Below are 25,859 nucleotides of genomic sequence, written 5' to 3'. Positions count from 1 at the left end.
TTTGTTTTTATAATGGTGCGCACTTTTATATCCAGAAAAAGAGTGCGACCATGATTGATACCACCCTGCCATTAACTGATATCCATCGCCACCTTGATGGCAACATTCGTCCCCAGACCATCCTTGAACTTGGCCGCCAGTATAATATCTCGCTACCTGCACAATCCCTGGAAACGCTAATTCCACACGTTCAGGTCATTGCCAACGAACCCGATCTGGTGAGTTTTCTGACTAAGCTTGACTGGGGCGTTAAAGTTCTCGCCTCGCTCGACGCATGCCGTCGCGTGGCGTTTGAAAATATTGAAGATGCTGCCCGAAACGGCCTGCACTATGTCGAACTGCGTTTTTCGCCAGGTTATATGGCAATGACGCATCAGTTGCCTGTTGCGGGCGTTGTCGAAGCCGTTATTGACGGCGTACGTGACGGTTGCCGCACCTTTGGTGTGCAGGCGAAACTTATCGGCATTATGAGCCGGACCTTTGGCGAAGCTGCCTGCCAGCAAGAGCTGGAGGCATTTTTAGCCCACCGTGATCAGATTACCGCACTGGATTTAGCCGGTGATGAACTTGGTTTTCCGGGGAGTTTGTTCCTCTCTCACTTCAACCACGCGCGTGATGCAGGCTGGCATATTACCGTCCATGCAGGCGAAGCTGCCGGGGCAGAAAGTATCTGGCAAGCCATTCGTGAGCTGGGAGCTGAACGCATTGGGCATGGCGTAAAAGCCATTGAAGATCGGGCGCTGATGGATTTCCTCGCCGAGCAACAAATTGGCATAGAATCCTGCCTGACCTCCAATATTCAGACCAGTACCGTGGCATCTCTGGCGGCACATCCGCTGAAAACGTTCCTTGAGCATGGTATCTGCGCCAGTATTAACACCGACGACCCGGGTGTTCAGGGCGTCGATATCATTCACGAATATACCGTTGCCGCGCCCGCTGCAGGTTTATCTCGCGAGCAAATCCGCCAGGCGCAGATTAATGGTCTGGAAATGGCTTTCCTCAGCGCAGAGGAAAAACGCGCACTGCGAGAAACAGTCGCAGCGAAGTAACAAAAATGGATGGTGCTAATTGCACCATCCCCTTTTCAAGCAAGGCACAAAGTCGAGCGATGTTTGGCGGACTCGATGCCCAGCTCAATCAACTCCATTACCTGAATGGCCTGACTTGCTGGCACCGGGTTTTCACCGTCGCCATTCAACGCATCACGAATGGCAGCATAGTAAGCCGGATAATTCCCCGGCACGGTCAACAGCGTTTCTTCAACACGTTCCTCGCCTTCAACACGGGTTAGTACACCGTCACGCATATCGTAGCCCCAGTCTTCCTGCGGCAGACGCTCACCATTTTTCAACCGCTCTTCCTGCGGATCGAGGCCGTATTTAACATAGCTGCCACGGGAGCCATGCACGATATAACGTGCTGACTCAGCTGCCGCCAACATGGTGCCGTGTAAAATGACCCGCCGCTGTGGGTAGGACAAAATGGCGTGGAAATAATCAGTCGACTGCGCCCCTGGGCGCAACTGTGTTAAATCCACCGTCATACTGACGGGTAAGCCAAAAAGCGTAATAGCTTGATCGAGCAAATGCGGTGCCAAATCGTACCAGATACCGCTGCCAGGGCCGCCCTGTTCACGCCAGCGATCGCGCACCTGCGGCCGAAAGCGGTCAAAATGAGACTCAAAGTACGCAACTTCACCCAGCGAGCCTTCCGCGAGCAAACCTTTTAGTGTCAAAAAATCGCTATCCCAGCGACGATTATGAAACACCGACAATACGCGACCCAGACTTTTTGCCAACGCATCCAGTTCTCGAGCTTGTGACAGTGTCACGGTAAAAGGCTTGTCGACGACCACATGTTTACCCGCTTCAAGCGCCGCTTTGGCTAACGGGAAATGGGTATCATTTGGTGTGGGAATGACAATCAAGTCTATGTTGGGATCATTAAAAAGATGCTTTGGTTCAGAGACAACCGTCACTGTTGGCCAGTCGGCTTTTACTTTTGTTTCGTCACTGCTGGAAATTACTGCCAGTTCTAGTCCGGGCGTGCCCGCAATCAGGGGCGCATGGAAGGTTTTGCTCGCATAACCATACCCAATCAACCCAACACGGATGTTGTCGCTCATGTCATTGCCTCTCAGAGAAGTACGATCGCTATTTGACACTATCCTTTACCCTCTCTCAACAGTTTAATAACCAGCCCGAAATAAGGGATGTTATTTAACTTAAGTCAAAGAAATGGCGAATTTTCTAATGATAAAAGCTAAATATCGCAAAAACCTCAGCAAAAATCTTGCTGGGGCAATTATTGCTAAGTAACATTTACCCCCTGAAGTTAATGGATCACTCAACATAGATGTGGGCAGTAATGAATCGTCTTATTGAATTAACAGGTTGGATCGTTCTTGTCGTTTCTGTCATTCTCCTTGGCGTGGCGAGTCACATTGACAACTACCAGCCGCCAGAACAGAGTACACCAGTACAACATAAGTAATACCTGCACTTGCAGAACAGCATGCAGCCCGTCCGGATGCATGTTTTAACTTGTCGGGTATTAAACCAGGAATTTATTATCTTGTGGTGTGTTGTCGGCGATTGGCAGGGATAGTAAAGCGCGTTACTCTTTTCAGGACAGTATTTCATCCCTGAATATTTACCATCAGCACATTCTTATTATTGTTATTACATAAGCGTTCACTTTTGGTGAAGTTTTATCATTACATATAATACCTACCACTTTGGTATTAATTATTTTATGGGCCTTTTATGACTGTTCAGGACTACTTATTAAAATTTCGCAAAATCAGTTCACTCGAAAGCCTGGAAAAACTCTACGATCATCTTAATTACACACTGACGGACGATCAGGACCTTATCAACATGTATCGCGCCGCCGATCACCGCCGCGCAGAGCTGGTGTCTGGCGGGCGTTTGTTTGACCTGGGCCAGGTGCCGAAGTCCGTCTGGCATTATGTCCAATAAAGAAAGTAGCGATTGATAATAAAAACCTTATAATAACGTCCCTAAAATTAGATTTGCCTGTTTGCTGTCGCTATTCTGGAGAACCTATGACCACCACAACGCCACAACGTATTGGAGGCTGGTTGCTTGGCCCTTTGGCCTGGCTGTTAGTCGCTCTATTGAGTACGACGCTGACGCTGTTACTGTATACCGCAGCGTTATCTTCTCCTCAAACATATAAAACGATCGGCGAACAAGCACTGACAACGCAAATCTTATGGGGCGTTTCTTTTATTACCGCCATCGCCATGTGGTATTACACTTTGTGGTTGACCATCGCTTTCTTTAAACGTCGGCGTTGTGTTCCTAAACACTATATTATCTGGCTACTGATCTCCGTATTACTGGCTGTTAAAACCTTCGCTTTTTCGCCAGTTGCAGATGGCGTAGCCGTGCGCCAATTGTTGTTCACTTTACTGGCAACCGCATTGATAGTCCCCTATTTCAAACGCTCGTTGCGGGTCAAAGCGACGTTTGTGAATCCGTAATAACCTTACAGTTAACCTGTTGTCGCCTGCTCTGGATTAACGGATAATAGGCGGCTTTTTTATTTCAGGCCGAAAAATGACTGACTACCTGTTACTGTTTGTCGGAACTGTACTGGTCAATAACTTTGTACTGGTTAAGTTTCTGGGCCTCTGTCCGTTTATGGGCGTTTCCAAAAAGCTGGAAACTGCAATGGGGATGGGGCTGGCAACAACATTTGTGATGACGCTGGCGTCAATCTGCGCCTGGCTTATCGACACGTGGATCTTGATTCCACTCAACCTGATTTACCTGCGCACGTTAGCGTTTATTTTAGTGATCGCTGTAGTGGTGCAGTTCACCGAGATGGTGGTGCGTAAAACCAGCCCGGTGCTTTATCGTCTGCTGGGGATTTTTCTGCCGCTTATTACCACCAACTGTGCGGTGCTTGGTGTCGCGTTGCTGAATATTAATCTCGGGCATAATTTCTTGCAGTCGGCGCTGTACGGTTTTTCAGCAGCTGTCGGCTTCTCGTTGGTGATGGTGCTTTTCGCAGCCATCCGCGAGCGCCTGGCTGTGGCTGATGTCCCGGCACCTTTTCGTGGTAATGCCATTGCGCTGATTACCGCAGGTCTTATGTCTCTGGCCTTTATGGGCTTTAGTGGTTTGGTGAAGTTGTAATGAATGCTATCTGGATTGCCGTTGCCGCCATCAGCCTGCTGGGCCTGGCGTTTGGCGCCATTCTGGGTTATGCCTCCCGCCGTTTTGCGGTGGAAGACGATCCGGTCGTTGAGAAAATTGACGAAATTTTACCGCAGAGCCAGTGTGGTCAATGCGGTTATCCTGGCTGCCGGCCGTATGCGGAGGCTATCAGTTGCAACGGTGAAAAAATCAACCGCTGCGCCCCTGGTGGCGAAGCTGTAATGCTGAAAATTGCCGAGTTGCTCAACGTCGAACCACAGCCGCTGGATGGCGAAGCGCAGGAGTTGACGCCTGCGCGTATGGTAGCGGTTATCGATGAAAATAACTGTATTGGCTGCACTAAGTGTATTCAGGCGTGTCCGGTGGACGCCATTGTCGGCGCTACCCGAGCAATGCATACCGTCATGAGCGATCTGTGCACAGGTTGTAATCTGTGTGTAGACCCATGCCCAACGCATTGCATCTCCTTACAACCGGTTGCAGAAACGCCAGACAGCTGGAAATGGGATCTGAACACCATTCCCGTGCGCATCATTCCCGTGGAACACCATGCTTAAGTTATTCTCTGCTTTCAAAAAAAATAAAATCTGGGACTTCGATGGCGGTATTCATCCACCGGAGATGAAAACTCAGTCCAACGGTACTCCCCTACGCCAGGTTCCACTGGCGCAGCGATTTGTTATTCCACTGAAACAGCATATTGGTGCTGAAGGCGAGCTGTGCGTTAACGTTGGTGATAAGGTACTGCGCGGACAGCCACTCACCCGTGGACGCGGCAAAATGCTACCGGTTCACGCACCAACGTCTGGCACCGTTACGGCTGTTGCGCCCCACTCTACTGCCCATCCATCGGCATTGGCTGAATTAAGCGTGATTATTGACGCCGATGGGGAAGATTGCTGGATCCCACGTGACGGTTGGACCGATTACCGCTCACGCACTCGGGAAGAATTAATCGAACGCATTCATCAATTTGGCGTCGCCGGACTGGGTGGTGCTGGCTTCCCTACTGGCGTTAAATTGCAGGGCGGCGGCGATAAAATCGAAACGTTGATCATTAATGCCGCAGAATGCGAGCCGTATATTACCGCCGATGACCGTTTGATGCAGGATTGCGCCGCCCAGGTCGTAGAAGGTATTCGCATTCTCGGGCATATTCTACAGCCACGCGAAATTCTGATCGGAATTGAAGATAACAAACCGCAGGCAATTTCCATGCTGCGTGCAGTGTTGGCGGATTCTCACGATATTTCTCTGCGAGTTATTCCGACCAAATATCCCTCTGGCGGCGCCAAACAGTTAACCTACATCCTGACCGGAAAGCAGGTTCCACACGGCGGTCGTTCATCAGATATCGGCGTGTTAATGCAAAACGTCGGCACGGCTTACGCAGTGAAACGAGCCGTTATTGATGGCGAGCCGATTACCGAGCGTGTCGTGACGCTGACTGGCGAAGCAATTGCACGCCCCGGCAACGTCTGGGCACGACTGGGTACGCCGGTTCGTCATTTATTGAACGATGCAGGATTCTGCCCTTCTGCCGATCAAATGGTGATTATGGGCGGCCCGCTAATGGGCTTTACCTTGCCGTGGCTGGATGTTCCGGTCGTAAAAATCACCAACTGTTTACTGGCACCGTCTGCCAATGAACTTGGCGAACCACAGGAAGAACAAAGCTGCATCCGTTGTAGCGCCTGTGCTGATGCCTGCCCTGCAGATCTCCTGCCGCAACAGTTGTACTGGTTCAGCAAAGGCCAGCAGCACGATAAAGCCACTACACATAACATTGCCGATTGTATTGAATGCGGGGCCTGTGCGTGGGTTTGCCCAAGCAATATCCCTCTTGTGCAATATTTCCGTCAGGAAAAAGCCGAGATTGCCGCCATTCGTCAGGAAGAAAAACGCGCAGCCGAAGCAAAAGCACGCTTTGAAGCTCGTCAGGCACGTCTGGAACGTGAAAAAGCCGCACGTCTTGAACGACACAAGAACGCGGCGGTTCAACCTGCGGCCAAAGACAAAGATGCGATTGCTGCCGCACTGGCACGCGTAAAAGAAAAACAGGCCCAGGCCACACAGCCTATTGTGATTAAAGCGGGCGAACGCCCGGATAACAGCGCGATTATTGCGGCACGGGAAGCGCGTAAAGCGCAAGCCAGAGCGAAACAGGCTGAATTGCAACAGACTAACGAAGCCGCAACCGTTGCCGATCCGCGGAAAGCGGCAGTGGAAGCCGCAATTGCTCGCGCCAAAGCACACAAGCAGGAGCAACAGCCTGCTAACGAAGAGCCGCAGGAACAGGTTGACCCGCGTAAAGCTGCCGTCGAAGCGGCTATCGCCCGTGCTAAAGCTCGCAAGCAGGAGCAACAGCCTGCTAACGAAGAACCGCAGGAACAGGTTGATCCGCGTAAAGCCGCCGTTGAAGCCGCTATTGCCCGTGCCAAAGCGCGCAAGCTGGAACAGCAGCCTGCTAACGAAGAACCGAAGGAACAGGTTGATCCGCGTAAAGCTGCCGTTGAAGCCGCTATCGCCCGCGCCAAAGCGCGCAAGCTGGAACAGCAGCCTGCTAACGAAGAACCGCAGGAACAGGTTGATCCGCGCAAGGCTGCCGTTGAAGCTGCTATCGCCCGCGCTAAATCGCGCAAGCTGGAACAGCAGCCTGCTAACGAAGAACCGCAGGAACAGGTTGATCCGCGTAAAGCTGCCGTTGAAGCTGCTATCGCCCGCGCTAAAGCGCGCAAGCTGGAACAGCAGCAGGCCAACGGAGAGCAGGAAGAACAGGTTGATCCCCGCAAAGCTGCAGTTGCCGCCGCTATCGCCCGCGCTAAAGCGCGCAAGCTGGAACAGCAGCAGGCCAACGGAGAGCAGGAAGAACAGGTTGATCCCCGCAAAGCTGCAGTTGCCGCCGCTATCGCCCGGGTTCAGGCAAAAAAAGCCGCTCAGCAAAAGGTTGTAAACGAGGACTAAATGGTATTCAGAATAGCTAGCTCCCCTTATACCCATAACCAGCGCCAGACATCGCGCATAATGCTGCTGGTACTAGTCGCAACCGTCCCTGGTATCGCTGCGCAACTGTGGTTTTTTGGCTGGGGTACTCTCGTTCAACTCCTGTTGGCCTCGGTCAGTGCACTCTTAGCCGAAGCCCTCGTACTCAAACTGCGCAAGCAATCTGTAACGGCAACCTTAAAAGATAACTCAGCATTGCTAACGGGCTTATTACTGGCGGTAAGTATTCCGCCTCTTGCGCCGTGGTGGATGGTGGTACTCGGCACTGTGTTTGCCGTAATTATCGCTAAACAGCTGTATGGCGGTCTGGGGCAAAATCCGTTTAACCCGGCAATGATTGGTTATGTGGTATTACTGATCTCCTTCCCGGTACAGATGACCAGCTGGTTGCCGCCGCATGAGATTGCGGTCAACGTCCCTGGATTCATTGATGCTGTACAGATTATCTTCAGCGGTCATACCGCCAGTGGTGGTGATATGAACACACTTCGCTTAGGTATCGATGGCATTAGCCAGGCGACACCGCTGGATACATTCAAAACATCTGTACGCGCCGGTCATTCGGTTGAACAGATTATGCAGTATCCAATTTACAGCGGTGTTCTCGCGGGCGCTGGCTGGCAATGGGTAAACCTCGCATGGCTGGTTGGTGGCGTGTGGCTGCTATGGCAGAAAGCGATTCGTTGGCATATTCCCGTCAGTTTCTTAGTGACACTGGCCCTGTGCGCAACGCTGGGTTGGTTGTTCTCTCCGGAAACACTAGTTTCACCGCAGATTCATCTGCTGTCTGGCGCGACCATGCTCGGTGCATTCTTTATTCTGACCGATCCAGTCACCGCGTCTACCACCAATCGTGGTCGTCTGATTTTCGGTGCGCTGGCGGGATTATTAGTCTGGCTGATCCGCAGTTTCGGCGGCTATCCTGACGGCGTTGCCTTTGCTGTCCTGCTGGCAAACATCACGGTTCCTCTGATCGATTACTACACGCGTCCACGCGTATACGGCCATCGCAAAGGATAAACCATGCTGAAGACTATCCGAAAACACGGTATTACGCTGGCGCTGTTCGCCGCTGGTTCAACAGGTTTAACGGCTGCCATCAACCAGATGACCAAAGCCACGATTGCTGAACAGGCTAGCCTGCAACAAAAAGCGTTATTTGATCAGGTGTTACCAGCCGATCGCTATAACAACGAGCTGGCCCAAAGTTGCTATATAGTAACTGCGTCTGCGTTAGGAAAAGGCGAGCATCGGATTTACATCGCGAAAAAGGATGATAAACCAGTAGCTGCCGTTCTGGAGGCAACCGCACCAGATGGTTATTCTGGTGCGATTCAGTTGTTGGTTGGGGCCGATTTTAACGGCACGGTACTTGGCACCCGCGTGACAGAACATCACGAAACGCCGGGACTTGGCGACAAAATCGAACTGCGCCTTTCTGACTGGATCACCCATTTCGCGGGTAAAAATATCAGCGGCGCGGATGACGCTCACTGGGCAGTGAAGAAAGATGGTGGTGATTTCGACCAGTTCACCGGAGCGACCATTACGCCTCGCGCGGTGGTGAATGCGGTAAAACGCGCCGGATTGTTTGCCCAAACGTTGCCAGCACAACTTTCTCAGCTTCCTGCCTGTGGAGAATAAACCGTGAGCGAAATTAAAGACGTTATTGTTCAGGGGTTATGGAAGAACAACTCCGCACTGGTCCAGTTACTTGGCCTCTGTCCGCTGCTGGCGGTCACTTCCACTGCCACCAACGCACTGGGTTTAGGGCTTGCGACAACGCTGGTGTTGACTCTCACCAACCTGACCATCTCGACGCTGCGTCACTGGACGCCAGCCGAAATCCGAATCCCGATTTACGTGATGATCATCGCCTCGGTGGTCAGCGCCGTACAAATGCTGATTAACGCATACGCCTTTGGCCTGTATCAATCGTTAGGGATTTTTATTCCTCTGATTGTCACTAACTGTATCGTTGTTGGCCGTGCGGAAGCTTTCGCCGCAAAAAAAGGTCCGGCGCTCTCCGCACTTGATGGTTTTTCGATAGGCATGGGCGCAACCTGCGCCATGTTCGTACTGGGTTCACTACGCGAAATCATCGGCAACGGAACATTGTTTGACGGTGCCGATGCGCTGTTAGGTAGCTGGGCCAAAGTACTGCGGGTAGAGATCTTCCATACCGATTCTCCCTTCCTGTTAGCAATGTTACCGCCAGGCGCATTCATTGGTCTGGGGCTGATGCTGGCGGGAAAATATCTGATTGATGAAAGAATGAAAAAGCGCCGTGCTGAAGCAGCTGCTACACGCGAGTTGCCAAACGGTGAAACAGGGAATGTCTGATGAACAAAGCAAAACGACTGGAGATCCTCACTCGCCTGCGTGAGAACAACCCTCATCCTACAACCGAACTTAATTTCAGTTCGCCTTTTGAATTGCTGATTGCTGTACTGCTTTCCGCTCAGGCGACCGATGTCAGCGTCAATAAGGCGACGGCAAAGCTTTACCCGGTGGCCAATACACCTGCCGCAATGCTCGAACTGGGCGTTGATGGGGTTAAAACGTATATCAAAACCATTGGGCTATATAACAGCAAAGCAGAAAATATCATCAAAACCTGCCGTATTTTGCTCGAACAGCATAATGGCGAAGTTCCGGAAGATCGCGCTGCGCTGGAAGCCCTGCCCGGTGTAGGGCGTAAAACAGCAAACGTGGTATTGAATACTGCTTTCGGTTGGCCGACCATTGCTGTAGATACGCACATTTTCCGCGTCTGTAATCGCACCCAATTTGCACCGGGGAAAAATGTCGAACAGGTTGAAGAAAAACTACTCAAAGTGGTTCCGGCAGAATTCAAAGTCGATTGCCACCACTGGTTAATCCTCCACGGGCGTTACACCTGTATTGCCCGCAAGCCTCGCTGTGGCTCCTGCATTATTGAAGATCTTTGTGAATACAAAGAGAAAGTTGGCATCTGACGAAAAGGGGTAACATCGTTATCCCATTGATAACTATTTCTCATCCTCTTATAAAACATCTTGTTAACGTCAATGATGCCGCCTCGCGGCATCATTGTCAGGCAATCCGTTTGTGAATAACCAAAAATGCAGGTTAATTGTTTTTTTAATAGCGAAATTTTCTATCTATTCGTGATCAAAATCACATTGATGTCATTATGTAAAAATTTTGCTCTATTTAAGTTAAATTTGACAAGGCATTGATTCAACCAGGGCATAAACCTACAAAACATTACACTGTCTATTTTTCAGATAATGGACTATCTCACTACATAAAACACCTTACAGTAGAACATATCGCCAAATATCAGTATTCCCCCTCTTCTGGTAGTGAAAAAATCTGCCGTTGCGTTTTTTGAAAAATTTAACGCTGGATAACATTTCAATGGGCCGATGATTTCTCCATGCCAGTTATATGTAACAGATTATTACAAAGGACTTGTCTGAAAGTGCAAGATAGTGAACATTACCTGCCGTTTCCCCTCCCACTATAACAATTGCGCGTATGTTTATTAGACATCACGCGAGAAAGCACCCCCGTTAATATGGGATGTAAAAAAAGAGGTAAAAGTGTCCACTGCAAACCAAAAACCAACAGAAAGCGTTAGTTTGAACGCTTTCAAACAACCGAAGGCGTTCTATCTCATCTTCTCGATCGAGTTATGGGAACGCTTTGGTTATTACGGCCTACAAGGAATTATGGCTGTTTACCTGGTTAAACAACTGGGTATGTCCGAAGCGGATTCAATCACACTTTTCTCTTCCTTTAGCGCCCTGGTTTATGGTCTTGTCGCTATTGGTGGTTGGTTAGGCGATAAAGTACTGGGTACAAAACGCGTCATTATGCTTGGTGCTATTGTGCTGGCTATTGGCTATGCGCTGGTTGCCTGGTCTGGTCACGATGCCGGTATCGTCTATATGGGTATGGCGGCAATTGCGGTCGGTAACGGCCTGTTTAAAGCCAACCCGTCTTCACTGCTGTCAACTTGCTACGAGAAAAACGATCCACGTCTGGACGGTGCATTCACCATGTACTACATGTCCGTCAACATCGGTTCATTCTTCTCTATGATTGCAACGCCGTGGTTAGCAGCCAAGTATGGCTGGAGCGTCGCATTCGCCCTTAGCGTAGTTGGTCTGTTGATCACCATCGTTAACTTCGCCTTTTGCCAACGCTGGGTTAAGCAGTACGGTTCAAAACCTGACTTCGAGCCGATCAACTACCGCAATCTGCTGTTAACCATTATTGGTGTTGTCGCGCTGATTGCTATTGCCACCTGGCTGCTGCACAACCAGGACGTTGCGCGTATGGCGCTGGGCGTTGTTGCCTTCGGTATCGTGGTTATCTTCGGTAAAGAAGCCTTTGCAATGAAAGGTGCTGCACGTCGTAAAATGATCGTTGCTTTCATCCTGATGCTTGAAGCAATCATCTTCTTCGTGCTGTACAGCCAGATGCCGACGTCTCTGAACTTCTTTGCAATCCGTAACGTTGAGCACACCATTCTGGGCCTGGCAGTAGAACCTGAACAGTATCAGGCACTGAACCCGTTCTGGATCATCATTGGTAGCCCGATTCTCGCCGCTATCTATAACAAGATGGGCGATACCCTGCCGATGCCGACTAAGTTTGCTATCGGTATGGTGATGTGTTCTGGCGCGTTCCTGATCCTGCCACTGGGCGCGAAATTCGCCTCTGACGCCGGTATCGTGTCTGTAAGCTGGCTGGTCGCAAGCTATGGCCTGCAGAGTATCGGTGAACTGATGATCTCCGGTCTGGGTCTGGCAATGGTTGCGCAGCTCGTTCCACAGCGTCTGATGGGCTTTATTATGGGTAGCTGGTTCCTGACCACTGCCGGTGCAAACCTGATTGGTGGTTATGTTGCGGGTATGATGGCTGTACCGGATAACGTAACCGATCCGCTGATGTCGCTGGAAGTATATGGCCGCGTATTCTTACAGATTGGTGTTGCTACTGCTGTTATTGCAGTGCTGATGCTGCTGACCGCGCCGAAACTGCATCGTATGACTCAGGACGATGCTGCTGATAAAGCGGCGAAAGCTGCCGTAGCGTAAATTTCAGGGAAACTCTTTTACAAGCCGCTAACTTTTCGTTAGCGGCTTTTTTTTTGTTCAGCAACGCACTACCATACTTTAAACCACAGCCAAAAGGAGTTACCGATGAAACTGTTCTACAAACCGGGCGCCTGCTCTCTTGCTTCCCATATCATCCTGCGTGAGAGCGGAAAGGACTTTACGCTCACCAGTGTGGATTTAATGAAAAAACGTCTGGAAAACGGCGATGATTACTTTGCGATTAATCCTAAAGGGCAGGTTCCTGCTCTGCTGCTGGACGATGGCACTCTGCTCACGGAAGGCGTGGCCATTATGCAGTATCTTGCCGACAGCGTCCCCGACCGCCAGTTACTGGCTCCGGTAAACAGTATTTCTCGCTATAAAACCATCGAATGGCTGAACTATATCGCCACTGAGTTGCATAAAGGCTTTACTCCGCTGTTTCACCCGGCTACACCGGAAGAGTTCAAACCGACTGCACGCGCACAGCTGGAGAAAAAACTGCAGTACGTTAACGATGCGCTGAAAGAGGATCACTGGATTTGCGGGCAACGTTTTACTATTGCTGACGCCTATCTGTTTACTGTACTGCGCTGGGCATATGGGGTGAAATTGAATCTGGAAGGTTTAGATCATATTGCCGCCTATATGCAGCGTATGGCTGAACGTCCGACGGTAAAAGCCGCGCTAACTGCGGAAGGCTTGCAGTAATGGTTATCGGCCCGCAGGATACTGTGGGCCGACAAGACACTTTTCAGAGCTTCGTCGCACTGAAGTAGTGTTCTGGTTTAGCAATACGATCCTGGGCTGCTACAACTTGCAGCTCATATTCCTGCATTGCTTTGGTGGTTACCATAATTTCGTATACCGCCGCGGTCACATGCTCCAGCGCCTGCTGCAACGTTGCGCCTTGTAGTAGTTTCACCAGCAGTAACCCGCTCGTCACATCACCGACGCCTACTGGCTGACGCGAGCCAAAATCTACCAGAGGACGGTCGATATGCCATGCTTCATCGGCAGTGACCAGCAGCATTTCAAAACGTTCTGTGCTGTAACCGGCACGCGCCAGATGTTTCACCAGTACGATTTCAGGCCCCTGAGCAATAAGTTCGCGCGCAGCTTTAACCGCATCTTCGACGTTATGTACCGGATGCTCGCAGAGGATTTCCAGCTCAACCAGATTTGGCGCGATGATATCGCTGGCAGGAAGACCGTGACGCACGTGGAACTCCGCCACACCTGGCGCAACGATACAGCCTTTTTCGGGGTGTCCCATTACCGGATCGCAAAAATATTTCGCCTGCGGGTTCGCCGCTTTCACCTGACGGACAATACCGAGGATATGCTCGCCCTGCTCGGCCGACCCCAGATAGCCGCTTAATACAGCATCACAAGTGTGCAACTTATCGATGGCAGCAATGCCTTGCACAATTTCGGTTAAATGGCTGGGCGGCATAACACAGCCGGTCCATTTGCCGTATTGGGTGTGATTAGAAAATTGAACGGTGTTGAGCGGCCAGACATTCGCGCCCAGGCGGCGCATTGGAAACTCTGCCGCACTGTTACCCGCATGACCATAGACAACGTGAGACTGGATAGCGAGAATATTTTTCATCGTGTTCCCTGTATAAAAATCAGGGGGAGTGATTTCTCACCCCCCCTTTCCACTTAATGCATTATTTCCAGCAAATCAGACAGTAATTCTTTTTGCCGCGACGAAGTAAGGTATAACGACCAAACAGACGATCTTCTTCTTTAAAGAAGTATTCTGGATCGGACTGTTTTTCACCATTAATGGTGATGGCATTAGAGGCGATAGTTTTACGCGCCTGACCACGGGAAGGTTGCAGTTCAGAATCAACCAACGCCTGCATCAGATCAGCGCCTTTTTCCATCTCTACCATCGGTACGCCGTCCTGCGCCAGTTGTTCGAAGTCCGCTTCACTCAGCGCACTCAGAGAACCGCTGAACAGGCACTCGGTAATACGTTTCGCAGCTTGCAAACCTTCTTCACCGTGAACCAGACGCGTCACCTGCTCCGCAAGCACATACTGAGCGCGTGGCGCTTTACCGCTGTTTTTGTCTTCTTCTTCGAGGGCATTGATCTCTTCAATGCTCATAAAGGTAAAGAACTTCAGGAAGCGGTAAACGTCAGCATCAGCAGTATTGATCCAGAACTGGTAGAACTTGTACGGACTGGTTTTCTTCGGATCCAGCCATACTGCGCCACCTTCAGTTTTACCGAACTTAGTACCGTCTGCTTTGGTGATAAGAGGAACGGTCAGGCCAAACACCTGGTTCTGATGCAGACGACGGGTCAGATCGATACCAGAGGTGATGTTACCCCACTGGTCAGAACCGCCGATTTGCAGCACCACACCGTACTGTTTGTTCAGGCAGGCAAAGTCATAGCCCTGCAACAGGTTGTAGGAAAACTCGGTAAACGAAATCCCCTGATCTTCACGGTTGAGACGCTGTTTAACCGCTTCTTTGTTGATCATCTGGTTAACGGAGAAGTGTTTGCCTATATCGCGCAGGAAGGTCAGCACATTCATATTGCCGAACCAGTCATAGTTGTTCGCTGCGATAGCAGAGTTTTCTCCGCAGTCGAAATCGAGGAACGGGGCAACCTGCTTGCGGATTTTGTCCACCCACTCCTGAACAGTTTCTTCAGTGTTCAGCTTACGCTCGGCAGCTTTGAAGCTCGGGTCGCCAATCAGACCCGTGGCGCCGCCTACCAGCGCAACCGGCTTGTGGCCCGCCTGCTGGAAGCGTTTCAGGCATAACAATGGAACAAGATGCCCCAAATGCAAGCTGTCAGCGGTAGGATCGAAGCCGCAATAGAGCGCGATCGGGCCTTGCGCCAGTCGCTCTGCTAACGCTTCTTCGTCCGTCACCTGGGCCACCAGCCCCCGCTCTTGCAATTGTTTAATCAAGTTACTGCTTGCCATCAAAATCTCCATGTATATAACGACTGCACCTTTGCCGGTACACGACTTTTCGCCAGATGCGAAAGAGACATAGAATAAAGTGCCGGAATCAGGAGTACCAGCGATTAAAGCAAGATTTTTGCATCTTTTCAGGGTGCGAGGCGATCGATTTTCCACGCCTCGTTTTCACGCTGGTACAAAAAGCGGTCATGCAGCCGATGCTCACCGCCCTGCCAGAACTCAATCTGTTCAAGGCTGACGCGAAAACCGCCCCAAAAGCTCGGCAACGGCACTTCGCCCTGCTGAAACTTCTGCTTCAATTCCAGGAATTTGCTTTCAAGGATCCCACGCGCAGAAATACGGCTGGACTGCTTCGATACCCACGCGCCAATCTGGCTATCACGCGGGCGGCTATGAAAATATTTCATCACTTCGAGAGTCGAAAGACGTTCCGCTTTACCGATAACCATCACCTGACGTTCCAGGGTATGCCATGGGAAAAGCAGGCTAACGCGCGGATTATTTTCGATTTGGTGTGCTTTACGGCTGCCGAGGTTGGTGTAAAACACCATCCCTTTTTCATCGTAATGTTTTAGTAAAACAATGCGCTGATAGGGTTGGCCATGTTCATCAACGGTAGCGACGACCATCGCAGTAGGGTCGGCCAGTTTGGCTTCACAGGCCTGAGAAAGCCAGCGTTCAAAAAGGGTTAAAGGATCGGCGGGAAGATCGCGGCGGCGTAAACCGCCTTTAGTGTATTCGCGGCGCAGATGCGCGATTTGCTGCAATTCGTCGTTATCAGCCATGGTTTTCTTTACAAATTGTCAGTGGGTGACGCTATTGTGCGCCGCCCCTGGAAAAATCTCAACGCTGCGGATTTTGTAACTGACAGTTATTCAAGACGATGCGGTCACGTTTATAGACCGTCGCCTCATCACCTTTTGACCAGAAAACGTAGATACCGTCGGTATAACGTGCGCCAGAAGCTGAAATCCCCTGTTTAAGGTGCAGCAGTTGATTATCGTAAACAAAACTAACTTCCTGACGCGGATTATTCAGTTTGACCGTCAACGGTTTTTCATCACACTGGTATTCCAGCGTATCAGTTTGCATGCGCTCAACCAGTTGATTAAACGCGCCACAGCCGGTAAGAAATAGCGGCAGACAAAGTAGTAACAGTTTTTTCATAAACATATCCCGAAGACTTTCCTGGTCCGGAGGGCAAAAACGCCCTCCTCAACTTCCAAGTGTAACGGCAGACGCAGTAAGAAAAATTCAGTTAACTCTGATATCGCGGGTTTGCAGGGAAAATAGCGCCCAATACCGTTTCCTCGCTTGCGCCGGTAACGGAAGGTAGATTGCCGGGCAGCCCAGCCAGCGTTCGCCAGGCAAGCCATGCGAAGGCTAACGCTTCCATGTCATCGCCGCTAATGCCAACGGCATCGGTGGAGGTCACTTCAGTACCGGGCAGTAATGCAGCCAGCCTCGCCATGAGCAGCGGATTGCGACTTCCGCCACCACATACCATCAATCGATCGCAGCCACCGCTCAACAAGACTTGTTCAGAAATGGTCACGGCGGTAAGTTCCGCCAGTGTTGCCTGGACATCTCGCGCATCCAGGCCAGGGAAATCGCGTAGATGGCGCTCCAGCCAGGCATAGTTAAAGTATTCGCGCCCGGTGCTTTTGGGTGCTGGCTGGGAAAAATAGGGATCGCTAAGCATTTTTTGCAGCAGCGGCAGAATAACCTTACCCGCCCGCGCCCACTCAGCGTCTTTATCGTAAGGTTTACCGACCTGACGCCAGATCCATGCGTCCATTAGCATGTTGCCCGGTCCGGTATCGTAGCCACCTACCGGCATCCCTGGTATGAGTAGTGACAGATTGGCAATACCACCAATATTAAGCACCATTCGCCGCTCAGTTGGATGGGCCAGCAATGCCTGATGAAAAGCAGGTACCAGCGGTGCGCCCTGGCCACCTAAGGCGATATCGCGACGGCGAAAATCCCCGACGACGGTAATTCCAGTCCGCGCAACAATTTGATTGTTATCACCAATCTGTAGCGTATGTGGCGCAACGCCCGTGGGTTCGTGCCAGACGGTCTGGCCATGACAACCGATAGCTACGATATCTTTCGGCTGTAAATTTTCTGCTTTTAATAGTGCATTAACGGCATCCGCAAACAAGCAGCCAAGTCGGGTATCCAGTTGACCAAACTGGGAGAGCGTAAGCTGTTGCCCCTGGCAAATATCCAGCACCGCCTGTTTGAGTGATGGGGGAATCGGCCAGCTCAAACTCGCCAGCTGCGCCACCCGGTGTTCATCGATCGTCGCTAACACAACATCGACACCATCCAGGCTAGTACCTGACATAACACCAATAAAGCGGCCTGATTTCATAGTTCATCCTTTTTCAACCTGATGTTTGCGTTCCACTCAAACACAAACCTTTCGCGAATTCCATGCATAAGAGCCGATTTTTATCGTTGGTAGTAAAAGATTATATTCACATCAATAACTAATATGAATGTTTTGTTTATACTTGGTTAACCCTACTCTAATTATGATTTAATCATGTTTTAGTGGAACATGTAATCATGGTTATACTAATGCGGTTTACTTTGACCATTAGGGATGCTTGTGAGGCGTTTCATGGTAATCAGGAGATTTTTCAATGATTAAACGCGTACTGGTTGTATCAATGGTAGGTCTTTCTCTTGTTGGTTGTGTTAACAACGATACCCTATCTGGCGATGTTTATACTGCCTCTGAAGCGAAGCAAGTGCAGAATGTCAGCTACGGCACAATCGTGAACGTACGGCAGGTACAGATTCAGGGCGGTGATGATTCCAACGTCATCGGCGCAATTGGCGGTGCGGTTCTCGGTGGTTTTCTTGGTAATACCGTTGGTGGCGGTACTGGACGCTCTTTGGCTACCGCAGCAGGTGCCGTCGCGGGTGGTGTAGCCGGTCAGGGCGTACAGAGCGCAATGAACAAAACACAGGGTGTGGAGCTGGAAATTCGTAAAGATGATGGCAACACCATCATGGTGGTACAGAAACAGGGCAATACCCATTTCTCTCCGGGACAACGTGTCGTTCTGGCTAGCAACGGCAGCCAGGTGACGGTTTCCCCGCGCTAAACAAGTTGACGTGTGGTCAGCTACCTGGCCACACGCCCCCTTTATTTCACCCTTTGGCCTGTAACTCAGTAATATTATGCTCAAGTTTTGCAATGAGCCTAATCAGTTGTTCCAGTTCCTCTGCTGAAATCCCATCCAAAATTTCCGCCCGGGTCTTGTTAATAACAGCTTCCATTTCGCTAATCAGCGGCTCCGCCTTTTCCGTCAGTTTAATACGTTTGGCCCGCCGATCGCTGGGACAAGTTTGACGCGAAATTAACCCTTTTTCTTCCAGTTGGTCCAACGTACGAACCAGTGATGGCTGCTCAATGCCAATCGCTTTTGCCAGTTGAATTTGCGACTGGTCTGGAGGTAACTGATGTATATTATGCAACGTCACCCAATGGGTTTGCGTTAACTCCAGGGGTTTCAGGCGATGGTCTATCAGAGCACGCCATATGCGCACCAACCGTGCCAGATCAGAACCTAGTGGCGATTCCAATTTCATCTCCTTATAATTAGCTTGCTAAGATATTATACGGCTTTTAGAATAGTGTGCAGCAATTGTATTGCTAAAACAAATGGATTGCTGCATTTGCTTACCGTCAGACATGCTTTTCAGAAATAGCGAGTAATTTTCTCTCACATAAACAATATTTATTAATCTAAAGCAATAAACTCAGCCTCAAAGGAATCTATTTTGTGAAGTTTATGCATAGTGCAACAGGATTGCCCCTACAAGATCTGGTGTTCGGTGCATCCGTCTACTTTCCTCCGTTTTTCAAAGCCTTCGCGCTTGGATTCGTCGTCTGGCTTGTCCTGCACCGCCTGCTTCGCGACTGGATCTACGCGGGCGACATCTGGCATCCCTTGTTAATGGATTTGTCGCTGTTTGCGATCTGCGTATGCTCCGCCCTGGCAATATTGATTGCGTGGTAACTATGTCAATTAAAACCATTAAGTATTTCTCAACAATAATTGTAGCAGTAGTTGCCGTTCTCGCCGGATGGTGGCTCTGGAACTATTACATGCAGTCACCGTGGACGCGGGATGGCAAAATACGCGCGGAACAGGTCGCTATCACCCCACAAGTGTCCGGACGTATTGTTGCGATGAATATAAAAGACAACCAGTTGGTTAACGCTGGCGATATTCTGTTCACTATCGATAAAACACCCTTCCAGATTGCCGAACTGAATGCCCAGGCCCAACTGGCGAAAGCGCAATCTGATCTTGCCAGAGCCAATAATGAGGCCAACCGCCGCCGTCATCTCTCGCAAAATTTTATCTCTGCCGAAGAGCTGGATACGGCAAACCTCAATGTTAAAGCGATGCAGGCCAGTGTCGATGCCGCACAAGCAACGCTGAAACAAGCACAATGGCAATTGGCACAAACGGAAATTCGCGCCCCGGTCAGCGGATGGGTCACCAACCTCACTACCCGCATCGGCGACTACGCTGACACAGGAAAACCGCTGTTTGCCCTCGTGGACAGTCACTCGTTTTACGTCATTGGTTATTTTGAAGAAACCAAATTGCGGCATATCCGCGACGGTGCGCCAGCACACATTACGCTCTATAGCGACAACAAAACGTTACAGGGTCACGTCTCCAGTATCGGTCGGGCAATTTATGATCAGAGTGTGGAAAACGATTCCAGCCTGATTCCAGACGTTAAACCTAACGTTCCCTGGGTTCGCCTCGCCCAGCGCGTCCCGGTTCGCTTTGCCCTTGATAATGTTCCCAGCGATGTCACGCTGGTATCCGGCACGACCTGTAGTATCGCAGTAGGTCAGTAATGAACGCCTGGTCATGGTCTCTGCGCAATCTGCCCTGGTTTAAGGCCACGCTGGCACAATGGCGCTATGCGTTGCGCAATACCCTTGCCATGTGTCTGGCGCTGACTGTTGCTTATTATTTAAATCTGGACGAGCCCTATTGGGCGATGACGTCAGCCGCGGTAGTGAGCTTTCCGACAGTTGGCGGTGTCATCAGCAAAAGCCTGGGGCGCATCGCTGGCAGTTTGCTGGGGGCTATCGCGGCGCTAATCCTTGCCGGGCATACTCTTAACGAACCGTGGTTCTTCCTGTTGAGCATGTCGGCATGGCTTGGTTTTTGTACCTGGGCCTGCGCGCATTTCACGAATAACGTGGCCTATGCGTTTCAACTGGCGGGTTACACAGCTGCGATTATCGCCTTCCCGATGGTCAATATCACTGAAGCAAGCCAGTTGTGGGACATCGCCCAGGCGCGCGTTTGCGAAGTGATCGTCGGTATTCTCTGCGGTGGGATGATGATGATGATTCTGCCGAGCACTTCCGATGCCACTGCCCTTTTAACCGCATTGAAAAACATGCACGCCCGTTTACTGGAACATGCCAGTTTACTCTGGCAGCCTGAAACAACCGATGCCATTCGTACCGCACATGAAGGGGTGATTGGGCAAATACTGACCATGAATTTGCTGCGTATCCAGGCTTTCTGGAGCCACTATCGCTTCCGCCAGCAAAACGCGCGCCTCAATGCGTTACTCCACCAGCAGTTACGCATGACCAGCGTCATTTCGAGCTTGCGGCGTATGTTGCTCAACTGGCCATCCCCCCCTGGTGCTATACGGGAAATTCTTGAACAGTTGCTAACGGCCCTCGCCAGCGGGCAAACGGATTTTTACACCGTCGCACGCATTATTGCCCCGTTACGCCCGACGAACTCAGCTGACTACCGGCACGTCGCCTTCTGGCAGCGACTACGTTATTTTTGCCGCCTTTATCTGCAAAGTAGTCAGGAATTACATCGTCTGCAAAGCGGCGTAGATGATCAAACCAGACTCCCTCGCGCGTCCGGGCTGGCACGTCATACCGATAATGCAGAAGCCATGTGGAGCGGGCTGCGGACATTTTGTACGTTGATGTTGATTGGTGCGTGGAGTATTGCCTCGCAATGGGATGCCGGAGCCAATGCCTTAACCCTGGCTGCGATTAGCTGCGTCCTTTATTCCGCCGTTGCAGCGCCGTTTAAGTCATTGACGCTACTGATGCGCACACTGGTATTGCTGTCGTTCTTTAGCTTTGTGGTTAAATTTGGCCTGATGGTTCAAATTAGCGAGCTGTGGCAATTTTTGCTGTTTCTTTTCCCCCTGCTGGCAACGATGCAGCTACTCAAGATACAAATACCAAAACAAGCCGCATTATGGGGGCAACTGATTGTTTTTATGGGCTCGTTTATCGCCGTTACCAACCCGCCGGTGTATGATTTTGCCGATTTTCTCAATGATAATCTGGCGAAAATCGTTGGTGTGGCGTTGGCGTGGTTAGCGTTTGCCATTCTGCGACCTGGGTCGGATGCCCGCAAAAGCCGTCGCCATATTCGCGCCCTGCGCCGGGATTTTGTCGATCAACTCAGCCGTCGTCCGATACACAGCGAGAACGAATTTGAATCTCTCACTTATCATCACGTCAGTCAGTTGAGCAACAGCCAGGATGCGCTGGCGCGCCGTTGGTTATTACGTTGGGGGGTGGTGCTACTGAACTGTTCGCATGTTGTCTGGCAATTACGCGAGTGGGAGTCACGTTCTGATCCGTTATCACAAGTGCGGGATAACTGTATTTCGCTGTTGCGGGGAGTGATGAGTGAGCGTGGCGTTCAGCAAAAATCGCTGGCAGCCACACTTGAAGAATTACAGCGGATTTGTGACAGCCTTGCCCGGCATCATCAGCCTGCCGCCCGTGAGCTGGCAGCGATTATCTGGCGGCTATACTGCTCGCTTTCGCAACTTGAGCAAGCACCGCCGCAAGGTACGCTGGCCTCTTAACTACTTAATAACACCACAGGCATAGCGTTCACCGCCACCGCCCAGCGGTTTAGGTTGATCGGACATATTATCGCCGCCAACGTGGATCATCAGCGCCTTGTCTTTGATTTCATCGAGTGATTTCAGACGAGGCGCAATAACGGCATCGGTCGCCTTGCCGTCATTATTGACCACCAGCGCAGGCAGATCGCCTAAATGTCCCGCACCTTCCGGCCCTTCATGCTTGTTGGTTTTTTGTGGATCAAGATGCCCGCCTGCGGATTCTGCCGCAGCGGCTTTGCCATCTTTCGTTGCTGGTTGACAGCTTCCGTTGGCATGAATATGGAAGCCATGTTCACCGGGGGGTAATGCTTTCAGATCGGGTGAAAACTCCAGACCTTTATCGGTTTCAGTAATAGTTACGCTACCTATTGACTGCCCAACCCCTTGCGACGTAACGAGGTTCATCTCGACTTTTTCACTGGCGGCTTGTGCGCCGGTCGCAACAACCAGCGCCAGGATAGCCAGACTAAAACGCTTCATAGGACCTCCGTTCATTGTGCATACCCGTTAAGTGTAAACCAGTGACACATATTTGAACGGCGGCTAATCCTAAAAGTGCTTACGGTACGTCGTAACCTAATGCAGCTTTACGGATACGAAACCACTGCTGACGCGTCATTTTCAGGGCTTCTGCCTCTACAGCAGCCCGTACGCGCTCAATTTTACCAGAGCCAATGATCGGCAACGGTTGCGACGGCAGACGTAATATCCAGGCATAAACAACCTGCTCAATCGTGGCGGCGTTTAATTCCTGGGCTATCACAGCAAGTTCATCCCGCAGCGGCTGGAAATAATCATCATTGAACAGACGTCCACCACCAAGGCACGACCACGCCATTGGACGAATACGCAGTTGTTGTAGCTGATCGAGCGTACCATCCAGCAGCAACGGCTGATGCACCGGGGATATTTCCACCTGATTGGTCGCAAGAGTAAACGGCAGGCGTGATTGCAACAGGGCAAATTGCGCAGGCGTGAAGTTGGATACGCCAAAATGGCGCACTTTGCCGCTCTGATGCAGATGTTTAAACGCATCCGCCACTTCATCGGCATCCATCAACGGGTCGGGACGGTGGATTAACAGCAAATCCAGATGATCGGTCGCGAGATTAATCAGCGACTGTTCGGCGCTTTTAATAATATGGTCGCGGTCAGTGATGTAATGACCAATGACATTTTCTTCACGCGCAGTCGTCGCGATGCCACATTTGCTGACGATTTCCATCCGTTCACGCAGATGCGGCGCCAGCTTCAGCGCCTCGCCAAACGCCGCTTCGCACTGATAGCCGCCATATATATCAGCATGGTCCACGGTGGTAATGCCGAGATCCAGATGCTCCTCAATAAAGCTAACCAACTGACGGGCAGACATATTCCAGTCCATTAGTCGCCAGTAGCCCATCACAAAACGGGAAAACTCCGGGCCTTGCGGCGCAATAGTAATACGCTGAACCATAATCGCTTCCTCTTATCAGATATGAGAGGAGTATACGCAAGATTATGCTCAAAAGAGTGATGGTTGCTCCGGTTCATCTGATGACGTTGGTTTATTCGCGCGTAATTTGCGCATCAGCCGCTGCCGACAAAGGCGCAGCACCTCTTGTTTTTCGCCATCGCTCATATTATTCCAGTTAAAACGTTCATCCCGGCTTCGAAAACAGCCGCGACAAAATCCGCGTTCGTCAGACTGGCAAATTCCCCGGCACGGGCTCTGGACGGGAAAGAACTCTAATTGCTCCGCCACGCTAGTCTCCTGTCATTTCACTTCTGTTCATTGAAGACGTTAATGATTCACATCGCAACCTTTGTCCCGAAACGGATCTCAGATAAAAAGCGATTGCATTAGACCGACTGGTCTATTAGATTAACTCGCCATGAGCAAACATACTGAACACAATACCCGCGAACATATTCTGGCAACCGGTGAGGCACTCTGCTTACAGCGCGGTTTTGTTGGGATGGGACTTAGCGAACTGTTAAAAACGGCGGAAGTTCCGAAAGGTTCCTTCTACCACTATTTTCGGTCCAAAGAAGCCTTTGGCGTTGCGATGCTTGAACGCTATTTTGCGAATCATCTTCAGCGTCTGGAACAACATTTTAGTGCTGCTGAGGGCAGTTGCCGCGACCATTTACTGGCTTATTACCAGCAAACTATTAACCAGTTTTCTTTGCAGGGTAAAATCAGTGATTGTTTGACTGTAAAGTTATCGGCTGAAGTGTGTGATTTATCGGAAGATATGCGTATCGCAATGGACAAAGGCACATGCCAGGTTGTCACACTGCTGGCGGACACACTGGAGAGCGGTCGCCGTCAGGGCTGTATGTCGTTTGAAGGTGACGCACAAACACTGGCGGAAGTTTTGCATTCTCTTTGGTTGGGTGCAAGGCTCCAGGCCAAGATTTCCCGAAGTTCATCACCGCTGGAAAGCGCGATGGCTCACGCAAAAATTATGATCACAACGCCCGGACAATAGGGCGTTATTTTTTACTCAAATGCTAGACGACCGGTCTACTCAGGAGTCACCATGTCGTATGACAAGCTGTATACCCCGCTTAAAGTGGGCGCAATCACGGTAGCAAACCGTATCTTTATGGCCCCACTGACGCGTTTGCGCAATATAGAACCGGGTGACATCCCTACTCCGTTGATGGCGGAATACTATCGCCAGCGCGCCAGTGCGGGTTTGATCATCAGTGAAGCAACGCAAATTTCCGCCCAGGCAAAAGGCTATGCGGGTGCGCCGGGGCTCTACAGTGCCGAACAAATTGCCGCATGGCAAAAAATCACCTCGGGTGTTCATGCACAAGGCGGTCATATGGCCGTGCAATTCTGGCATACCGGGCGTGTATCACACAGCAGTTTGCAGCCTGGTGGTCAGGCTCCGGTAGCTCCATCAGCCATTAGTGCAGGGACCCGGACATCACTGCGTGATGAAAATGGTCGAGCGATTCGTGTCGAAACCTCCATGCCTCGTGCGCTGACACTGGAAGAAATCCCTGGCATCGTTAACGATTTTCGTCAGGCCATCGCCAATGCCCGCGAAGCAGGTTTTGATCTGGTCGAACTGCATGGCGCACATGGTTATCTGCTACATCAGTTCCTCTCCCCCTCCTCTAACCATCGTACCGATCAGTATGGCGGCAGCGTGGAAAATCGCGCGCGATTGGTGCTGGAAGTGGTCGATGCCGGGATCAAAGAATGGGGAGCCGATCGCATTGGTATCCGTCTCTCACCGATCGGTACTTTTGCCAATCTCGACAATGGTCCAGATGAAGAAGCCGATGCGCTGTATCTGATTGAACAACTGGGTAAACGTGGTATTGCTTATCTGCATTTGTCCGAACCGGACTGGGCTGGCGGTGAACCGTATACCGATGCCTTCCGCGAAAAAGTGCGTTCCCGTTTCCACGGTCCGATTGTCGGTGCCGGGGCTTATTCAGCAGAAAAAGCAGAGATGCTCATCGAAAAAGGGTTAATTGACGCTGTGGCATTTGGTCGTAACTGGATTGCGAATCCAGACCTGGTCACTCGCTTGCAACGTAAAGCCGAACTTAATCCACCACGTCCTGAAAGTTTCTACGGTGGCGGCGCGGAAGGCTATACCGATTACCCTACGCTATAATCCAACATTGCGAGCGGCGTAAAGCCGCCGCTATACTAAAACAACATT

The 25,859-nt window shown here is 50.8% G+C and carries 29 protein-coding genes; 19 read left to right on the top strand and 10 right to left on the bottom strand.

All coding sequences use genetic code 11. The features are described 5' to 3' along the window. Window positions 1-50: 50 nt before the first annotated feature. The gene (gene add, locus FEK46_RS03635) at window positions 51-1,052 is read left to right on the top strand and encodes an adenosine deaminase (RefSeq protein ID WP_130209355.1); all 1,002 of its coding nucleotides are present in this window, start codon (window positions 51-53) and stop codon (window positions 1,050-1,052) included. A 35-nt stretch (window positions 1,053-1,087) separates the two neighbouring features. Here add and FEK46_RS03630 read toward each other — a convergent pair whose 3' ends face one another. Then, window positions 1,088-2,128, bottom strand: coding sequence for an oxidoreductase (locus FEK46_RS03630; RefSeq protein WP_135559546.1), 1,041 nt, complete (start codon window positions 2,126-2,128; stop codon window positions 1,088-1,090). Between the two features lie 242 nt (window positions 2,129-2,370). Between FEK46_RS03630 and blr the strand changes: the two genes are divergently transcribed. The 12 genes from blr (at window position 2,371) to gstA (ending at window position 12,994) form a co-directional block, all read left to right on the top strand. Continuing rightward, window positions 2,371-2,496, top strand: a complete 126-nt coding sequence (blr, locus tag FEK46_RS03625; protein WP_032147885.1) for a division septum protein Blr — start codon at window positions 2,371-2,373, stop codon at window positions 2,494-2,496. A 272-nt stretch (window positions 2,497-2,768) separates the two neighbouring features. Further along, on the top strand, window positions 2,769-2,984 hold the full coding sequence (ydgT, locus tag FEK46_RS03620; RefSeq protein ID WP_064530017.1) for a transcription modulator YdgT: 216 nt from the start codon (window positions 2,769-2,771) through the stop codon (window positions 2,982-2,984). Between the two features lie 86 nt (window positions 2,985-3,070). Beyond that, window positions 3,071-3,511, top strand: coding sequence for a DUF2569 domain-containing protein (locus FEK46_RS03615; protein WP_130209359.1), 441 nt, complete (start codon window positions 3,071-3,073; stop codon window positions 3,509-3,511). Between the two features lie 76 nt (window positions 3,512-3,587). Then, window positions 3,588-4,169: an electron transport complex subunit RsxA gene (gene rsxA / locus FEK46_RS03610; RefSeq protein ID WP_000133193.1), complete on the top strand. Its 582-nt coding sequence runs from the start codon at window positions 3,588-3,590 to the stop codon at window positions 4,167-4,169. Continuing rightward, a complete protein-coding gene (gene rsxB / locus FEK46_RS03605; protein WP_130209361.1) occupies window positions 4,169-4,747 on the top strand; it encodes an electron transport complex subunit RsxB in 579 nt (192 codons plus the stop codon). Before rsxA ends, rsxB begins: the two co-directional genes overlap by 1 nt. Continuing rightward, entirely contained in the window at window positions 4,740-7,154 is a 2,415-nt protein-coding gene (rsxC, locus tag FEK46_RS03600) for an electron transport complex subunit RsxC (RefSeq protein ID WP_138194646.1), read from the top strand. Before rsxB ends, rsxC begins: the two co-directional genes overlap by 8 nt. After that, entirely contained in the window at window positions 7,155-8,213 is a 1,059-nt protein-coding gene (gene rsxD / locus FEK46_RS03595; protein WP_135559544.1) for an electron transport complex subunit RsxD, read from the top strand. 3 nt (window positions 8,214-8,216) lie between these two features. Further along, window positions 8,217-8,837, top strand: a complete 621-nt coding sequence (gene rsxG / locus FEK46_RS03590) for an electron transport complex subunit RsxG (RefSeq protein WP_130208166.1) — start codon at window positions 8,217-8,219, stop codon at window positions 8,835-8,837. A gap of 3 nt (window positions 8,838-8,840) precedes the next feature. Beyond that, window positions 8,841-9,536, top strand: a complete 696-nt coding sequence (gene rsxE / locus FEK46_RS03585; protein ID WP_064530022.1) for an electron transport complex subunit RsxE — start codon at window positions 8,841-8,843, stop codon at window positions 9,534-9,536. Further along, on the top strand, window positions 9,536-10,171 hold the full coding sequence (gene nth / locus FEK46_RS03580) for an endonuclease III (RefSeq protein WP_135559543.1): 636 nt from the start codon (window positions 9,536-9,538) through the stop codon (window positions 10,169-10,171). Before rsxE ends, nth begins: the two co-directional genes overlap by 1 nt. 609 nt (window positions 10,172-10,780) lie before the next feature. Then, window positions 10,781-12,283 carry a dipeptide/tripeptide permease DtpA gene (gene dtpA, locus FEK46_RS03575; protein WP_064530078.1) on the top strand — a complete coding sequence of 501 codons (1,503 nt, stop codon included), beginning with the start codon at window positions 10,781-10,783 and terminating at the stop codon, window positions 12,281-12,283. Window positions 12,284-12,388: 105 nt separating this feature from the next. After that, window positions 12,389-12,994 (top strand): glutathione transferase GstA, encoded by a 606-nt coding sequence (gene gstA / locus FEK46_RS03570; RefSeq protein WP_135493918.1) that lies wholly within the window; start codon window positions 12,389-12,391, stop codon window positions 12,992-12,994. A 43-nt stretch (window positions 12,995-13,037) separates the two neighbouring features. On the opposite strand, the gene pdxY is transcribed toward gstA, so the two are convergent. The 5 genes from pdxY to anmK all read right to left on the bottom strand — a co-directional run bounded on the left by pdxY (window position 13,038) and on the right by anmK (window position 17,614). Beyond that, on the bottom strand, window positions 13,038-13,898 hold the full coding sequence (gene pdxY, locus FEK46_RS03565; protein WP_130208172.1) for a pyridoxal kinase PdxY: 861 nt from the start codon (window positions 13,896-13,898) through the stop codon (window positions 13,038-13,040). Between the two features lie 61 nt (window positions 13,899-13,959). Further along, on the bottom strand, window positions 13,960-15,234 hold the full coding sequence (tyrS, locus tag FEK46_RS03560; RefSeq protein ID WP_053264059.1) for a tyrosine--tRNA ligase: 1,275 nt from the start codon (window positions 15,232-15,234) through the stop codon (window positions 13,960-13,962). Window positions 15,235-15,362: 128 nt separating this feature from the next. Next, window positions 15,363-16,019 (bottom strand): pyridoxamine 5'-phosphate oxidase, encoded by a 657-nt coding sequence (pdxH, locus tag FEK46_RS03555; protein WP_064530026.1) that lies wholly within the window; start codon window positions 16,017-16,019, stop codon window positions 15,363-15,365. Window positions 16,020-16,077: 58 nt separating this feature from the next. Beyond that, on the bottom strand, window positions 16,078-16,407 hold the full coding sequence (mliC, locus tag FEK46_RS03550; protein WP_130208174.1) for a C-type lysozyme inhibitor: 330 nt from the start codon (window positions 16,405-16,407) through the stop codon (window positions 16,078-16,080). Window positions 16,408-16,492: 85 nt separating this feature from the next. Continuing rightward, the gene (gene anmK, locus FEK46_RS03545; protein WP_131161932.1) at window positions 16,493-17,614 is read right to left on the bottom strand and encodes an anhydro-N-acetylmuramic acid kinase; all 1,122 of its coding nucleotides are present in this window, start codon (window positions 17,612-17,614) and stop codon (window positions 16,493-16,495) included. Window positions 17,615-17,888: 274 nt separating this feature from the next. On the opposite strand from anmK, the gene slyB reads away from it, so the two are divergent. Next, window positions 17,889-18,356, top strand: coding sequence for an outer membrane lipoprotein SlyB (gene slyB / locus FEK46_RS03540; protein WP_064530029.1), 468 nt, complete (start codon window positions 17,889-17,891; stop codon window positions 18,354-18,356). Between the two features lie 46 nt (window positions 18,357-18,402). Here slyB and slyA read toward each other — a convergent pair whose 3' ends face one another. Further along, window positions 18,403-18,837: a transcriptional regulator SlyA gene (slyA, locus tag FEK46_RS03535; protein ID WP_064530079.1), complete on the bottom strand. Its 435-nt coding sequence runs from the start codon at window positions 18,835-18,837 to the stop codon at window positions 18,403-18,405. A gap of 200 nt (window positions 18,838-19,037) precedes the next feature. Between slyA and FEK46_RS03530 the strand changes: the two genes are divergently transcribed. The 3 genes from FEK46_RS03530 to FEK46_RS03520 are packed head-to-tail and all read left to right on the top strand — an operon-like array spanning window position 19,038 to window position 22,146. Next, entirely contained in the window at window positions 19,038-19,274 is a 237-nt protein-coding gene (locus tag FEK46_RS03530) for a DUF1656 domain-containing protein (RefSeq protein ID WP_130208178.1), read from the top strand. A 2-nt stretch (window positions 19,275-19,276) separates the two neighbouring features. After that, on the top strand, window positions 19,277-20,134 hold the full coding sequence (locus FEK46_RS03525) for an HlyD family secretion protein (RefSeq protein WP_130260586.1): 858 nt from the start codon (window positions 19,277-19,279) through the stop codon (window positions 20,132-20,134). After that, complete coding sequence (locus FEK46_RS03520) at window positions 20,134-22,146, top strand: FUSC family protein (protein ID WP_135559542.1); 2,013 nt, start codon at window positions 20,134-20,136, stop codon at window positions 22,144-22,146. Before FEK46_RS03525 ends, FEK46_RS03520 begins: the two co-directional genes overlap by 1 nt. On the opposite strand, the gene sodC is transcribed toward FEK46_RS03520, so the two are convergent. From sodC to FEK46_RS03505, 3 genes are all read right to left on the bottom strand, one after another. Continuing rightward, window positions 22,147-22,668 carry a superoxide dismutase [Cu-Zn] SodC gene (gene sodC, locus FEK46_RS03515; protein WP_130260584.1) on the bottom strand — a complete coding sequence of 174 codons (522 nt, stop codon included), beginning with the start codon at window positions 22,666-22,668 and terminating at the stop codon, window positions 22,147-22,149. It lies immediately after the preceding gene. Window positions 22,669-22,747: 79 nt separating this feature from the next. Next, window positions 22,748-23,644, bottom strand: a complete 897-nt coding sequence (locus tag FEK46_RS03510; protein WP_130208186.1) for an aldo/keto reductase family oxidoreductase — start codon at window positions 23,642-23,644, stop codon at window positions 22,748-22,750. 48 nt (window positions 23,645-23,692) lie between these two features. Then, window positions 23,693-23,932, bottom strand: a complete 240-nt coding sequence (locus FEK46_RS03505) for a DUF1289 domain-containing protein (RefSeq protein WP_024258169.1) — start codon at window positions 23,930-23,932, stop codon at window positions 23,693-23,695. 130 nt (window positions 23,933-24,062) lie between these two features. Between FEK46_RS03505 and FEK46_RS03500 the strand changes: the two genes are divergently transcribed. Continuing rightward, the gene (locus FEK46_RS03500; RefSeq protein ID WP_135559541.1) at window positions 24,063-24,662 is read left to right on the top strand and encodes a TetR/AcrR family transcriptional regulator; all 600 of its coding nucleotides are present in this window, start codon (window positions 24,063-24,065) and stop codon (window positions 24,660-24,662) included. Window positions 24,663-24,713: 51 nt separating this feature from the next. Further along, on the top strand, window positions 24,714-25,811 hold the full coding sequence (locus FEK46_RS03495; RefSeq protein ID WP_131161200.1) for an alkene reductase: 1,098 nt from the start codon (window positions 24,714-24,716) through the stop codon (window positions 25,809-25,811). Window positions 25,812-25,859: the final 48 nt, after the last annotated feature.

The sequence above is a fragment of the Escherichia sp. E4736 genome, assembly GCF_005781225.1.
In the GTDB taxonomy this organism is placed as follows: domain Bacteria; phylum Pseudomonadota; class Gammaproteobacteria; order Enterobacterales; family Enterobacteriaceae; genus Escherichia.
The sequence above is the reverse complement of the archived record's forward strand: the minus strand, read 5'-3'. Positions and strand labels throughout refer to the sequence as shown.